Source organism: Pseudomonas sp. NY15463, assembly GCF_048068415.1.
Classification (GTDB): domain Bacteria; phylum Pseudomonadota; class Gammaproteobacteria; order Pseudomonadales; family Pseudomonadaceae; genus Aquipseudomonas; species Aquipseudomonas mosselii_C.
In genome coordinates this window covers 175,381-188,992 of sequence record NZ_JBLUQD010000003.1, presented here as the reverse complement: position 1 = coordinate 188,992, position 13,612 = coordinate 175,381, and the positions used below count along the sequence as shown (strand labels likewise).

At 63.2% G+C, this 13,612-nt stretch carries 11 protein-coding genes; 5 read left to right on the top strand and 6 right to left on the bottom strand.

The genetic code is table 11. From position 1 onward, the window contains the following. Window positions 1-7: 7 nt before the first annotated feature. Window positions 8-1,540, bottom strand: coding sequence for a PLP-dependent aminotransferase family protein (locus tag ACNFIC_RS08715; RefSeq protein ID WP_416780791.1), 1,533 nt, complete (start codon window positions 1,538-1,540; stop codon window positions 8-10). 90 nt (window positions 1,541-1,630) lie between these two features. On the opposite strand from ACNFIC_RS08715, the gene ACNFIC_RS08710 reads away from it, so the two are divergent. The 3 genes from ACNFIC_RS08710 to ACNFIC_RS08700 are packed head-to-tail and all read left to right on the top strand — an operon-like array spanning window position 1,631 to window position 3,401. After that, the gene (locus ACNFIC_RS08710; RefSeq protein ID WP_416780789.1) at window positions 1,631-2,260 is read left to right on the top strand and encodes an FMN-binding negative transcriptional regulator; all 630 of its coding nucleotides are present in this window, start codon (window positions 1,631-1,633) and stop codon (window positions 2,258-2,260) included. 12 nt (window positions 2,261-2,272) lie between these two features. Further along, a complete protein-coding gene (locus tag ACNFIC_RS08705; protein ID WP_138220728.1) occupies window positions 2,273-2,719 on the top strand; it encodes a GNAT family N-acetyltransferase in 447 nt (148 codons plus the stop codon). Window positions 2,720-2,726: 7 nt separating this feature from the next. Further along, window positions 2,727-3,401 (top strand): GNAT family N-acetyltransferase, encoded by a 675-nt coding sequence (locus ACNFIC_RS08700; protein ID WP_416780787.1) that lies wholly within the window; start codon window positions 2,727-2,729, stop codon window positions 3,399-3,401. A gap of 92 nt (window positions 3,402-3,493) precedes the next feature. Here ACNFIC_RS08700 and oadA read toward each other — a convergent pair whose 3' ends face one another. Continuing rightward, window positions 3,494-5,302 (bottom strand): sodium-extruding oxaloacetate decarboxylase subunit alpha, encoded by a 1,809-nt coding sequence (gene oadA, locus ACNFIC_RS08695; RefSeq protein WP_138220730.1) that lies wholly within the window; start codon window positions 5,300-5,302, stop codon window positions 3,494-3,496. Window positions 5,303-5,400: 98 nt separating this feature from the next. Then, entirely contained in the window at window positions 5,401-6,816 is a 1,416-nt protein-coding gene (locus tag ACNFIC_RS08690) for an acetyl-CoA carboxylase biotin carboxylase subunit (RefSeq protein ID WP_138220731.1), read from the bottom strand. A 204-nt stretch (window positions 6,817-7,020) separates the two neighbouring features. Between ACNFIC_RS08690 and ACNFIC_RS08685 the strand changes: the two genes are divergently transcribed. After that, window positions 7,021-7,968, top strand: a complete 948-nt coding sequence (locus ACNFIC_RS08685; RefSeq protein WP_416780982.1) for a LysR family transcriptional regulator — start codon at window positions 7,021-7,023, stop codon at window positions 7,966-7,968. On the opposite strand, the gene ACNFIC_RS08680 is transcribed toward ACNFIC_RS08685, so the two are convergent. Together ACNFIC_RS08680 and hexR are read right to left on the bottom strand one after the other, a co-directional pair. Continuing rightward, window positions 7,910-8,131 carry a PA3496 family putative envelope integrity protein gene (locus ACNFIC_RS08680; RefSeq protein WP_138220733.1) on the bottom strand — a complete coding sequence of 74 codons (222 nt, stop codon included), beginning with the start codon at window positions 8,129-8,131 and terminating at the stop codon, window positions 7,910-7,912. The genes ACNFIC_RS08685 and ACNFIC_RS08680 overlap by 59 nt on opposite strands. 179 nt (window positions 8,132-8,310) lie before the next feature. Beyond that, window positions 8,311-9,177 (bottom strand): transcriptional regulator HexR, encoded by an 867-nt coding sequence (hexR, locus tag ACNFIC_RS08675; RefSeq protein ID WP_138220734.1) that lies wholly within the window; start codon window positions 9,175-9,177, stop codon window positions 8,311-8,313. 103 nt (window positions 9,178-9,280) lie between these two features. Here hexR and zwf point away from each other — a divergent pair, with 103 nt between their 5' ends. Next, the gene (zwf, locus tag ACNFIC_RS08670; protein ID WP_416780784.1) at window positions 9,281-10,723 is read left to right on the top strand and encodes a glucose-6-phosphate dehydrogenase; all 1,443 of its coding nucleotides are present in this window, start codon (window positions 9,281-9,283) and stop codon (window positions 10,721-10,723) included. 5 nt (window positions 10,724-10,728) lie between these two features. Here zwf and ACNFIC_RS08665 read toward each other — a convergent pair whose 3' ends face one another. Continuing rightward, window positions 10,729-13,587, bottom strand: coding sequence for a putative bifunctional diguanylate cyclase/phosphodiesterase (locus ACNFIC_RS08665; protein WP_416780981.1), 2,859 nt, complete (start codon window positions 13,585-13,587; stop codon window positions 10,729-10,731). Between the last annotated feature and the right edge of the window lie 25 nt (window positions 13,588-13,612).

Here is a 13,612-nt window from a genome sequence, read left to right as displayed (position 1 = left end):
AGTTGTATCATCCGTTACGCCAAGCCTTGCGCAATTTCATCAAGGCCTCGGCGATCTCCCCCTCCGGCACTGCCGCAAATCCCAGCACCAGCCCTGCCCGCTCATCCACAGGCACTTCGCTGTCCTCCAGCCAGTAGCTGCTCAGCGGATTGACCTCCACGCCAACCGCTTCGGCGCGCGCCACCAGGTCCTGCTCCCGCGCCAAGTTATCCACAGGCACTTTCACATGCAGCCCTGCCGCCACCTGCGGCATGCTGCCAAGCCCCTCCACCTCCTGCGGCCAGCCAGCCTGCAAGACGTTGCGCCGAGCCAGTGCCGCACGACGCATCCGCCGAATATGCCGCTGAAAGTGGCCCTGAGCCATGAACTGCGCCATCACGCACTGCGTACTCACCTCCGAATGCCTTACCGCCAGCGCCTTGCCACGGGCAAACGCCTGTGCAAGGTGCTGCGGCAGCACCAGGTAACCCAGGCGCAGCGCGGGAAAGGCGATCTTGCCGAATGTGCCGACGTACAGCACACGGCCCTGGCGATCGAGGGCGGCCAGTGGCGCCAATGGCGCGCCGCTGTAGCGGTACTCGCCGTCGTAGTCATCTTCGATGATCCAGCCATCCTGGCGCTCGGCCCAGGCCAGCAGCGCCAAGCGCCGGGCCAGGCTCATGGTCACCCCAGTCGGATATTGATGCGCAGGGGTCACGTAGGCCAGTCGGCAGTCCCTCAAGCCGGCAAGCTGCGCGCAATCCATGCCCTCGCCATCCACCGCCACGCCCCTTACTTGCGCCCCCGCCAAGGCAAAGGCGTTGCCAGCGGCGCGATACCCCGGGTTTTCCACAGCCACGCCGTCACCTGGCTGCAACAGCAGCTGTGCACAAAGGCTGATGGCCTGTTGCGCGCCACTGGTGATCACAATTTGTTCAGCCGTGCAGGAAAGGCCACGCGAGCGCCGTAGGTATGTCGCGATCAGTTCGCGCAGTTGCGGCTCTCCGGCGGGGTCGCCATAACCGAGCAGCGAAGGCGCGGGATTTCGCCAGAAACCCGCTTGTAGCTTGGCCCAGGCCTCGAATGGGAACAGGTCGAACGCCGGCACGCCCACCCGAAAAGCCCGTGGCGCACCCGATCGTGGCAACGGTAGATGGTGTTTATTGAGGCGTTGCAAGGGCTCGCTGGAGGCTGTCGAACTGGATGAATCCTCAGTATCACAAGCCTGAAATGTGGATAACTCTGTTGATAAGCCTAGGGATAACCCTGTGGATACTTGTGTGGATAGTTTCGGCAGCTGGCTCACGTAGGTGCCGTCGCCCACCCGACTTTCGATGTAGCCCTCGGCGTACAACTGGTCATAGGCACGTACCACGCTGTTGCGCGACAACGCCAGGATCGCGGCCAGGTCCCGCGTCGCGGGTAACCGCGTACCGCTGCCCAGGCGCCCGTCCAGTACCCGCGCACGCAACGCCTGGTACAGCTGCTGGCTGAGGCCGCGGCGGCGGTCGAGCACCAGGCCGGTCGGGTCGAAAGGCAGTGCATGGGATCGCTCGGTCATGGCATTGGACCTGTCAAAACAGTCATTAATGGCTCTTACACAGAGCCAATAGCCTGCCTAGGATACCGCTACAGCACAAGGAACAGCGGCATGTACAACAGCAAACCTCATCAGGAACACGATCTGAATCGCCTGCATCAGCACATGCTCGACACCCGCCTGGCAATGCTGGTCAGCCACGGCGAACAGGGTTTGCTGGCAAGCCATCTGCCGGTGCTGGTGGTCACCGACGAAGGCGCATTCGGCACCGTCTACGCACACCTCGCCCGGGCCAATCGTCAGTGGCAGGACCTGGAGCGCGGGGCGCAGGCGCTGTTGGTGTTCCCCGGCGCCGACGCCTACGTCAGCCCCAGCTACTACCCAAGCAAGGCCGACAACCCCAAGGTCGTACCGACCTGGAACTACACCGCCGTGCACGCCTATGGGCCCATCGAGGTGATCCACGCGGCCTCGCCGCTGCTGGACATCGTCAGCCGCCTGACAGAGCGCCATGAGCAGGGCCGCGATACCCCCTGGCGCGTCGCTGATGCACCCACTGACTACCTCGACGGCATGCTACGCGCCATCGTCGGCATCCGCCTGCCCATCGCGCGCCTGCAAGGCGCGCGCAAGCTCAGCCAGAACCGCTCAGCGCAGGACATCGCTGGCGTGCGTGAAGGCCTGGGCGCAAGCTCCGACTACCTGGACAACCAACTCGCCGCGCAGATGCGCGACCTCTGAAGGAAACCGCCCATGACCCGCGTCACCTTGCGCCCGGTTAGCATCGACGACCACGCCGCCTGGCTGCCCCTTTGGCAGGCCTATCTGCGTTTCTACCAGACCGAACTGGCTGAAGAGGTCAGCGCCACGACCTGGAAACGCCTGCTCGACCCCAGCGAGCCGACCCACTCGACCCTGGCCTGGGTCGATGGCAAGGCGGTGGGCATGGTCAACTTCATCTACCATCGCTCCAACTGGAGCATTGAGCATTCCTGCTACTTGCAAGACCTGTACGTGGACACCGCAGTACGCGGGCTGGGCATCGGTCGCCAACTGATTGAGCAGGTGTACGCCACGGCCAAGGCCGATGGCTGCATCAAGGTGCACTGGCTGACCCACGAAACCAACGCCACCGCCATCGGCCTGTACGAGCAGGTCGCCGAACGGCCGGGCTTCATTCAATTCCGCAAAGGGTTGTAAGCCGATCATGACCGACGTATTGAACTGGAAACCAGCCGCCACGCCCAACGCCGAGCCCCTCGAAGGTCGCTTCATCCGCCTGGAAAAACTCGACCCCGCTCGGCATGCCGACGATCTCTGGCACGTGTTGCAGGGGCCAGGCTCGGACCCAGTGCTGTGGGACTACCTGCCCTATGGCCCATTCCACGAGCGTGCCAGCTTCGACCGTTGGCTACAGGGCAATGCCGCCAGCCGTGACCCGCTGTTCTACAGCGTCATCGACCGCACCAGCGGCCAGGTGCAGGGCATCCTCAGCTACATGTCCATCGTACCCGAGCAAGGCCGTTTCGAAATTGGCCATATCGCCTTCGGCGCGGCCATGCAGCGCACCGCCAAAGGCACCGAGGCCGTGTACTTGCTGGGCAAGCTCGGTTTCGAACTGGGCAACCGCCGCCTGGAATGGAAATGCAATGACGCCAACGCCCGCTCCAAACGCGCCGCCGAGCGCTTCGGCTTCGTCTTCGAAGGGGTGTTTCGCCAGCACATGGTCGTCAAGGACCGCAACCGGGATACCGCCTGGTATTCGATCACCGACACTGAATGGCCAGCGCTGGCGGCAGGCTTCGAGCGCTGGCTGAGCGCGGACAACCAGCGCCCCGAGGGCCAGGCGCAAACATTGGAGGCTTGTCGTAAGTCCAGGTAGGTGCGGCCTTGCCGCTCAAGATGCAGCTTCCTTAAAAAAAGGGGAGCATTCGCTCCCCAGAGGTTAACCGCTTGCAGATGAGGGCTTGCTGTTTAGCCCTCGATCTCGATCAGGATCTCGCCCGGGGTGACCCGGTCGCCCTTGGCCACGTGAATGGCCACGACCTTGCCAGCGATAGCCGCCTGGACTTCGGTCTCCATCTTCATGGCTTCGGTGATCAACACCGCCTGGCCGGCCTTGACCACGTCGCCTTCCTTGACCAGCACATCGACGATGTTGCCCGGCATGCTGGTGCTGACGTGGCCCGGCGCACTGGCCTGCTTGCGCTTGCTGCCGCCGCCGCCAACGAAGTCGTTGAGCGGCTCGAACACCACTTCTTCCGGCATGCCGTCGATCGACAGGTAGAAGTGACGCTTGCCCTCGGCCTTGACGCCTACACCAGTGATGTCGACGCGGTAGGTTTCACCATGTACGTCGATGACGAACTCGGTCGGCACGCCTTCACCGCCGACCGTGGCCGCAGCGCCCGCTTCCGGGATCGGCAGCAGCGCTTCTGGGGTCAGGGTGCCGGCTTCGCGCTCCTCCAGGAACTTACGCCCGATGTCCGGGAACATGGCGAACGTCAGCACATCTTCTTCACTGCGGGCCAGGGCACCGATGTCGGCGCGCAGCTTGGCCATTTCCGGCTTGAGCAGGTCGGCCGGGCGTACGTCGATCACCTCTTCGCTGCCGATGGCCTGGCGGCGCAGCTGCTCGTTGACCACGCCTGGGGCCTTGCCGTAACCACCTTGCAGATACAGCTTCACCTCGTTGGTGATGGTCTTGTAGCGCTCGCCAGCCAGCACGTTGAAGAACGCCTGGGTGCCGACGATCTGCGAGGTTGGCGTCACCAACGGCGGGAAGCCGAGGTCTTCACGCACCCGTGGGATCTCCGCCAGCACTTCGTTCATGCGGTTGAGCGCGCCCTGCTCCTTGAGCTGGTTGGCCAGGTTGGAAATCATCCCGCCCGGCACCTGGTTGACCTGCACGCGGGTATCCACGGCGGTGAACTCGCTCTCGAACTGGTGGTACTTCTTGCGCACGGCATAGAAGTACAGGCCGATCTCTTGCAGCAGTTCAAGGTCCAGGCCGGTATCGAACTCGCTGCCCTTGAGCGCGGCAACCATCGATTCGGTGCCTGGGTGGCTGGTGCCCCAGGCGAAGCTGGAGATGGCGGTGTCGATGTGGTCGGCGCCGTTTTCCACGGCCTTGAGCTGGCACATGGCAGCCAGGCCGGCGGTGTCGTGGGAATGGATGAACACCGGCAGCGATTGCTCGGCCTTCAGCGCCTTGACCAGTTCGCCGGCGGCGAACGGGGTGAGCAGACCGGCCATGTCCTTGATCGCCACCGAATCGCAACCCATGGCTTCCATCTGCTGGGCCTGTTTCACGAAGGCATCGATGGTATGCACGGGGCTGACGGTGTAGGCGATGGTGCCCTGGGCATGCTTGCCCGCAGCCTTGACTGCTTCGATGGCCACGCGCAGGTTACGCACGTCGTTCATGGCGTCGAAGATGCGGAACACGTCGATGCCGTTGACCGCAGCCTTGGCCACGAAGGCCTTGACCACGTCGTCGCTGTAGTGACGGTAGCCCAGCAGGTTCTGACCACGCAGGAGCATCTGCAGACGGGTGTTAGGCAGCGCCGCACGCAGCTTGCGCAGGCGCTCCCACGGATCTTCCTTGAGGAAGCGCACGCAGGCGTCGAACGTCGCGCCACCCCAGACTTCCAGCGACCAGTAGCCGACTTTGTCGAGCTTGTCGCAAATCGGCAGCATGTCTTCGGTGCGCATACGGGTGGCCAGCAGGGACTGGTGGGCGTCACGCAGGATCGTGTCGGTAACAAAGATTTTCTTGGACATTCTTATCTCCTCGTAGCGGCAAGCTTGAAGCTACAAGCCGCAAGAAAAAGCCGATCCGCTTTTGCTTGCAGCTTGGCGCTTATCGCTTGCAGCTGCATTCAAAGGCCTGCGTGGGCGGCGATGGCGGCGGCGATGGCCAGGGCCAGCTCTTCGGGTTTGCGCTTGATCGAATAGTTGGTCAGTTCAGGGTGGCTTTCGACGAAGCTGGTGTTGAACTGGCCGCTACGGAATTCCGGGTTGCGCAGGATTTCCTGGTAGTACGCGGCGGTGGTCTTCACGCCTTGCACGCGCATGTCGTCCAGGGCCCGCAGGCCACGGTCCATAGCCTCTTCCCAGGACAGCGCCCAGACCACGAGTTTCAGGCACATGGAGTCGTAGAACGGTGGAATGGTGTAGCCGGTATAGATGGCCGTGTCGGTGCGCACGCCCGGACCGCCGGGGGCGTAGTAACGGGTGATCTTGCCGAAGCTGGGCAGGAAGTTGTTCTTCGGGTCCTCGGCGTTGATACGAAACTGCAACGCGAAACCACGGTGCTGAATGTCTTCCTGCTTGACCGACAGCGGCAGGCCCGAGGCGATGCGGATCTGCTCACGGACGATGTCGATACCGGTGATTTCCTCGGTGATGGTGTGCTCCACCTGCACCCGGGTGTTCATTTCCATGAAGTACACCTCGCCATCGGCGAGCAGGAACTCCACGGTACCGGCATTCTCGTAGTCCACCGCCTTGGCCGCACGCACGGCCAGGTCGCCGATGTAGGCACGCTGCTCGGGCGTGAGCTGCGGGCTCGGGGCGATTTCGATGAGTTTCTGGTTGCGGCGCTGGATCGAACAATCGCGCTCGAACAGGTGCACCACGTTGCCAAAGCTGTCACCGAGGATCTGCGCCTCGATGTGCTTGGGATTGACGATACATTTTTCCAGGAACACTTCGGCCGAGCCGAAGGCCTTGGTGGCTTCGGAGATGACGCGAGGGAAATTCTGTTCTAGCTCCTCACGGCTGTTGCAACGGCGGATACCGCGCCCGCCACCGCCAGAGGTGGCCTTGAGCATGACCGGGTAACCAATGCGGTCGCCTTCGCGCAGGGCTTCATGGATATCGGCCACGTTGCCTTCGGTACCGGGTGTCACCGGGACCCCCGCCGCGATCATGGTGCGGCGCGCTTCGGTCTTGTCGCCCATGCGGCGAATCACCTCGGCGGCCGGGCCGATGAACTTGATGCCGCGCTCGGCGCAGATTTCCGCCAGTTCGGCGTTTTCCGACAGGAAACCGTAGCCCGGGTGCAGGGCGTCACAGCCAGTTTCCACAGCGAGGTTCACCAGCTTGCGCGGGTTCAGGTAGCCGGCCAGTGGCTCGGCACCGATGCTGTAGGCCTCGTCGGCGCGCTTGACGTGCAAGGCATGACGGTCGGCGTCGGAATAGATCGCGACAGAGCGAATGCCCATCTCGGCGCAGGCCCGCACGATGCGAACTGCGATTTCACCCCGGTTGGCGATCAGGATTTTTTTTATCACTGGAGTCTTCCCAAAGCCGTAGGAACAGTCGACCCGGTTCTACCGGTCGGCGCGTGACCAGACGCTGCTGGCCAGTCGCACATTCACCCTAGCGCTGACGGAAGATAAACAAAAATCAATATTTGTTAGAGGCTGTATTAGCAAAAGCTTATAGTTAGGTAACAAGGTTTTGCCAATGGCGGGAAAAATATGCGTAAGTCTTTGATGCGTATGACTTTACGTCAGCTTCAGATTTTCAACGAAGTGTGTGATCTGCGCTCCTACAGCCGTGCCGCCGAGGAGATGGCGCTGACGCAACCCGCCGTTAGTCTACAGATCCGCCAGCTCGAAGAACTGGTGGGCCAGCCCCTGTTCGAGTACGTCGGCAAGAAGCTCTACCTGACCGAAGCCGCCGAAGCCTTGCAACGCGCCAGCCGCGACATCTTCGGGCGCCTGGAGAATCTCGACATGCAGCTGTCGGACATGCAGGGCTCACTGCAAGGACAGCTCAAACTGGCGATCGAATCCAGCGCCAAGTACTTCGTGCCACACCTGTTCGCCGCCTTCAAGCAACGCCACCCGGAGGTCAACCTGACCCTCACCGTGGTTAACCGCGCCCAAGCGATACGGCGCCTTTCGGACAACCGTGACGACCTGATCATCATGTCGATGGTGCCTCAAGACATGGGCCTGGAGTTTCTCCCATTTCTGAATAACCCAATCGTTGCGGTGGCACCGCCGGACCATCCGTTGTGCACGCTCGAGCACCTGCGCCTGCAGGACCTGGAGCCTCATACACTGTTGGTTCGCGAACAGGGTTCAGGCACGCGCAAGGCCTGCGAGGAGTTCTTCAAGGACAAGCGCGTGCACTTCACCCAGACCCTCGAAGTCGCCTCCAACGACGCCCAACGCGAATGCGTGGTGGCGGGCCTGGGCATCGCCTTGCTGACGCGCCATGCGGTCAACATGGAACTGGCCACGGGCGTGCTGCGCGAGCTGCCGGTCGAAGAGCTGCCGCTTTACCGCAGCTGGTGCCTGGTGCAGTCCAAGAGCAAGCGGCAATCGCCGGTGGCGTTGGCGTTCCAGGCGTTCATCCGCGGCGAACGTGCGCAGATCAGCGGGCTTGTTGAACGTTTCTCGGGGAAGTTGCCGCCGATACCTGCCACACCGTAATGTCTTGCAGGTCGGGGTAGTCGGCGATCTCGCGCAGCAGCTGGCGCTGGTCGCAGTAGCTTTCGATGGCGCGGCGGAACTCCATGCGGCGCTGGTCCTTTTCCTGCTGCTTGCGAGCCTTGGCGTTGGGTTGGTACGAACCGTCTTGTTGATCGCGTGCCATTGCCTGTCTCCCAGATAGGATGCGGGAGTTCAGGATGGCAATGGGAGTTTACGGTTTGACGGTGCAATGGTGACAGAACGGTGAAATTTCGTTCGTCTGGACCGGCCTCTTAGCGGCACTCCGGCAAGCCCGCGCACGCGACGATTGCAGGGCCGTTAGGGCAGCGGTTCAGGCCGAAATCAGTCGTCTGTAGCCTTGATCGACTTAGGCGACAAACGCAGGCTGCGCAAGCTGCGCTTGACGCTCTTGAGGTGATTCACCAGGCTCGGACCGCGCGCCATGGCAACGCCCATGGCCAGCACGTCGATCACCACCAGATGGGCAATACGCGAGGTCAGCGGGGTGTAGATTTCGGTGTCTTCATGCACGTCGATGGCCAAGTTGACCGTCGACAGCTCGGCCAGCGGGGTCTGGCTCGGGCACAGGGTAATCAGCGTAGCGCCGCTCTCGCGCACCAGGTTGGCCGAGATCAGCAGGTCCTTCGAACGCCCCGATTGCGAGATGCACACGGCCACGTCACCCGGCTTGAGGGTCACCGCCGACATGGCCTGCATGTGCGGGTCGGAATACGCGGCCGCACTGAGCAGCAGGCGGAAGAACTTGTGCTGGGCATCGGCAGCCACGGCACCGGAAGCGCCAAAGCCGTAGAACTCAACACGCTGCGCCTGGGACATGGCGGTCACCGCCTGCTGCAACGCGAGCGGATCGAGGTGCTCACGCACCTCCATCAGGGTATGCAGGGTCGTATCGAAGATCTTCAGGCTGTAGTCGGCGACCGAGTCGTCTTCATGGATCGCGAACTGACCAAAACTGGCGCCCGCCGCCAGGCTTTGCGCCAGCTTGAGCTTGAGGTCCTGGAAGCCCGAGCACCCAATTGCCCGGCAGAAGCGCACGATGGTCGGCTCGCTAATGCCTACGCTATGCGCCAGATCGGCCATCGAGCTGTGCATGACGGCAGCCGGATCGAGCAGCACGTGGTCGGCCACTTTGAGTTCCGATTTGCGCAGCAGGTGGCGCGATTGGGCGATATGTTGCAACAGATTCACGGGCGGGACTCGGTTATGATCGGCTGGCCGGGATGTAGCTTTCTTGTAGTTATACTACATGCTTGCCAACCCGCCCAGTTAAACGAACGTGGAGAGTGGCGGTTTGACTATTCCTTGCGACATCCTGGTCTTTGGCGGCACGGGCGATCTTGCCCTACACAAACTGCTGCCGGCGCTCTATCACCTGTATCGCGAGGCTCGTCTGCACAACGCCGTGCGGATCATCGCCCTGGCTCGGCGGCACTTGCCGCGCAACGACTACGTCAAACTCGCCGAACGCCACTGCCGGGCTCAGATCGCGCGCCAGGATTTCGACGAGGACGTCTGGCGGCGCTTTTGCGCGCGGCTCGACTACTTCCCGATGGACGCGATGCAAAGCGCCGACTTCGGTCGCCTGGCACGCTACCTGGGCGAACCTGGAGGGCTGACCCGGATCTACTACCTGGCCACCGCGCCGCAGTTGTTCGTGCCAATCGCCAACCACCTGCGCATCGCCGGCCTGGCCGACGCCGAAGCGCGCATCGTGCTGGAGAAGCCCATCGGCCACTCACTGGAATCGGCCACCGCCATCAACCAGGCGATCGGCGCGGTGTTCGAGGAGCCCCAGGTGTTTCGCATCGACCACTACCTGGGCAAGGAAACCGTGCAGAACCTCATGGCCCTGCGCTTTGCCAACGCCCTGCTGGAGCCGGTCTGGCGCAACGGCCAGGTAGACCATGTGCAGATCAGCGTGTGCGAGACGCTCGGCGTGGAAAACCGTGGCGCCTACTACGACCGTGCGGGCGCCACGCGCGACATGTTGCAGAACCACCTGCTGCAACTGCTGTGCTTGGTGGCGATGGAGCCTCCGGCGCAGTTCGAGGCCGAGGCGGTGCGCGACGAAAAAGTGAAGATTCTGCGGGCGCTCAAACCCATCACCGGCCAGGACGTGCAGGACACGACCGTGCGCGGCCAGTACCACGCGGGCAAGATCGGCGGCCAGGAAGTGCCGGCGTACTACTTCGAAAAAGACGTGGACAACGACAGCGACACCGAGACGTTCGTGGCCATGCAGGTGCACATCGACAACTGGCGCTGGGCCGGCGTGCCGTTCTACCTACGCACCGGCAAGCGCATGGCTCGGCGTTCATCACAGATCGTCATCCAGTTCAAACCAGTGCCCCACGAACTGTTCAATGGCGGCCAGGCCAACCAGTTGATCATCCAGTTACAACCGGACGAACGCATCAGCCTGCGCATGATGACCAAGAGCCCTGGCAAAGGCATGCGCCTGGCTCCGGTGGAGCTGGACCTGAACCTTGCCCAGGCGTTCGCCCAGACCCGTCGTTGGGAGGCCTATGAGCGCCTGCTGCTGGATGTACTGGCGGGCGACTCGACGCTGTTCATGCGCCGCGACGAGGTCGAGGCGGCCTGGGCCTGGATCGACCCGATCCTGCAGGGCTGGGAAGCACATTTCCAGGCCCCGCGCCCCTACCCGGCCGGCAGCAACGGCCCCGAGCAGGCCAACAGCCTACTGGCACGTCATGGCCTGACCTGGCACCCCTAGGCTTTTCAGAGCCAATCGGTGCGCGGGCGGTTGAGCTGCGCCTCGAAGGCACCAGGGTCGACAGGCCGGCTGATGAGGTAGCCTTGCACCTCGTCGCAGCCGTGCTCACGCAAGAACGCCAGTTGTTCCGGGGTTTCCACACCCTCTGCCACCACTTTGAGTTCCAGGCTCTTGGCCATGGCGATGATCGCCCGGGTGATGGCGGCATCCTGGCTGCCTTCGAGCAAGCCGCGAATGAATGCCTGATCGATCTTCACGTAGTCCACCGGGAAGCGCTTGAGATAGCTCAGTGACGAGTACCCCGTACCGAAATCATCGATGGCGAGCTTCACGCCAAGGGCATGCAACTGCTCGAACGCCGCGATGATGTGCTCAACGCTGTCCAGCAACTGGCTCTCGGTCAGTTCCAATTCCAGCAGGTGCGGCGCCAGCCCTGACTCTTGCAGGACCTGCCGGACCAGACTGACCAACTTACCCTGGCGCAACTGATACACCGACAGGTTGACCGACACCCGAATTTCCATGCCCTGGCGGCGCCATTCACAGGCCTGCGAGCACGCCTGGCGCAGGACGAACTCACCCATCGGTGCGATCAATCCGGTCTCCTCGGCCAGACCGATGAACTCGCCGGGCGGCACCATACCCCACGTCGGATGCTGCCAACGCACCAGAGCCTCGGCGGCGTGCAATTGGCCGGTCCGCAGGCACAGCTTGGGTTGGTAGTAGACCAGCAACTGGCGCTCGTCGATGGCCTTGCGCAACTGGTTTTCCAGTTGCAGGCGCTCCAGCGTGCTGGCGCGCAGGCTCTCAGTGTAGAACTGGAAGTTATCCCCCCCCAGATGCTTGGCGTGCTGCTTGGCCATGTCGGCCTGGCCGACCAGTGCGTTGAGATCGAAATTGCCGTCAGCCAACAGACTGATGCCCACCGACGCACTGACCACCAGCTCATGCCCCCCCAGCCGTTGCGGCACACGTAGCTTGTCGAGCAGGCGCGTGGTGACGCGCACCAGGCTGGACAGGTTGGTGTAGCCATCGAACAGGATCGCGAACTCATCGCCCGACAGACGTGCCACCGTGTCGGCCTCGGGCACGGCATTGGCGATGCGCTGGGCCATTTTCTTCAGCAGTTGGTCGGCCAACTCATGGCCGAGGCTTTCATTGAGCAACTTGAAGCGATCCAGGTCGACGTGCAGCAAGGCCAGGCTACGGCCATTCGAACGCATGCGCTGCGCGCCCTCGTGCAGACGCAGGCGGAACAGCGCACGGTTGGCGAGGCCGGTGAGGTCGTCGTAATGGGCCAGGTAGCGCAGCCGCTCCTCCGACTCGCGGCGGGCCGACAGGTCGGTGTAGAAGCCGACAATGCTGGCGATTGCGCCGCGCGCATCGCGCACGCTGTTGAGCTGCAACCATTGCGGGTAAAGCTCGCCGTTCTTGCGCGCTTCCACCAACTCGCCCTGCCAACGCCCCTGCTGCTCCAACGCCTGGTCGATGGCATGGCTGTGGCGCCGCGCGTCGCGGCTGCACGACAGCTCCAGCGCGTTGCGTCCGATCAACTCGGCGCGTACGTACCCGGTCACGTCGCAGAAGGTCTGGTTGACCGCCAACAGCTTGTACTGCGGATCGAGAATCGCGATGCCTTCGCTGGCCGCCTCGAACACCGTCGCCGCCAAGCGTTGCTGCTCCTCCTGCGCCTTGCGCACGGAGATGTCGCAACGGGTGCCAAGCATGCGCAGCACCTTGCCGTCGGCATCACGCTCCACCGCCCGGCCGCGGTCCTCAATCCAGCACCAGTGGCCCTGGGCATGGCGTACCCGGTACTCCACCCGATAATCGTCGGTACGCCCCTTGAGGTGCTCGACCAGGGTCCGGCGTAACACCGGCAGGTCGTCTGGGTGCAAGCGCGGCTTGAGGTCGGCACGTACCGAGCGAACCTGCTCGGCATCCAGGCCGAACAGCGCATGCAGCTGAGTGTGGTGCACCTCGTCGGTGGCCAGGTTCCAGTCCCACAAGCCCAGCTCGCTGGCATCGAGCGCGAGCGCCAGGCGTTGCTCGCTCTTGCTCAGGGCCTGATTGGCCAAGTCCAGTTCATGACTGCGCTGGGCCACGCGCTGTTCAAGGCCTGCCTGGGCCTTGCGCAGTTCCTCTTCCGCCAGGCGACGCTGGCGCACCTCGGCGCTGAGCTGATGGTTGAGGTCCTCGGCGTGACGCTGGGCGGACTGCAGGTGCTCGATCAGCGACTGATTCTGGAAACGCCGCAGCAAGCTGCGCTCGAACAGCCGATTGACCTGCCACGCGACCACCACCAGCGCACCCAGCAGGAACAGGCCCAACCAGCCCCACCCACGCTGCTGGCCAGCATCATAGAAGAACAGGTACGCCACCGGCGGCAGCAGGCAGGGTATGGCAAAGCTGAGAAACGCCGGCAGGCTGACCGCATAGGCGACGCTGGCCGAAAGCGCCGCAGCGCCCAGCAAACCGAACACCCAGGCCTGCTGCACAAAGTTATCCACAGGCACCAGCGCGATCGCCGCACAGGCCAGGGTCAGGCCGCTGAACGCAGAGCCGGCCAGGAACATCCGCCACCAAGTAGGCTGGGCCTGGCGCGCCGGGGCAGCGGCCTCGAACGCCGCCACCTGGATCACCCGCAGCGCCACCAGCGCAAGCAACCAGGCCACCCAGACGCTGACCAGCAGGTAGCGCTCAGGGGCCCATAACAGCCAGGCACAGAGCAGGCCGTTGAGCAGCATGAACAGCGTGGGCAGGAGCGATCCTTGGTACAACAGGCGGGTGCGCTCGATCGACAGCTCGGTGGCGAATCGCCGGCGAACGCTCCGTGTCGTCTGCGGCGGTACTCCCACCGCCATGCAATCCTGTGTCATATGGCTGGTT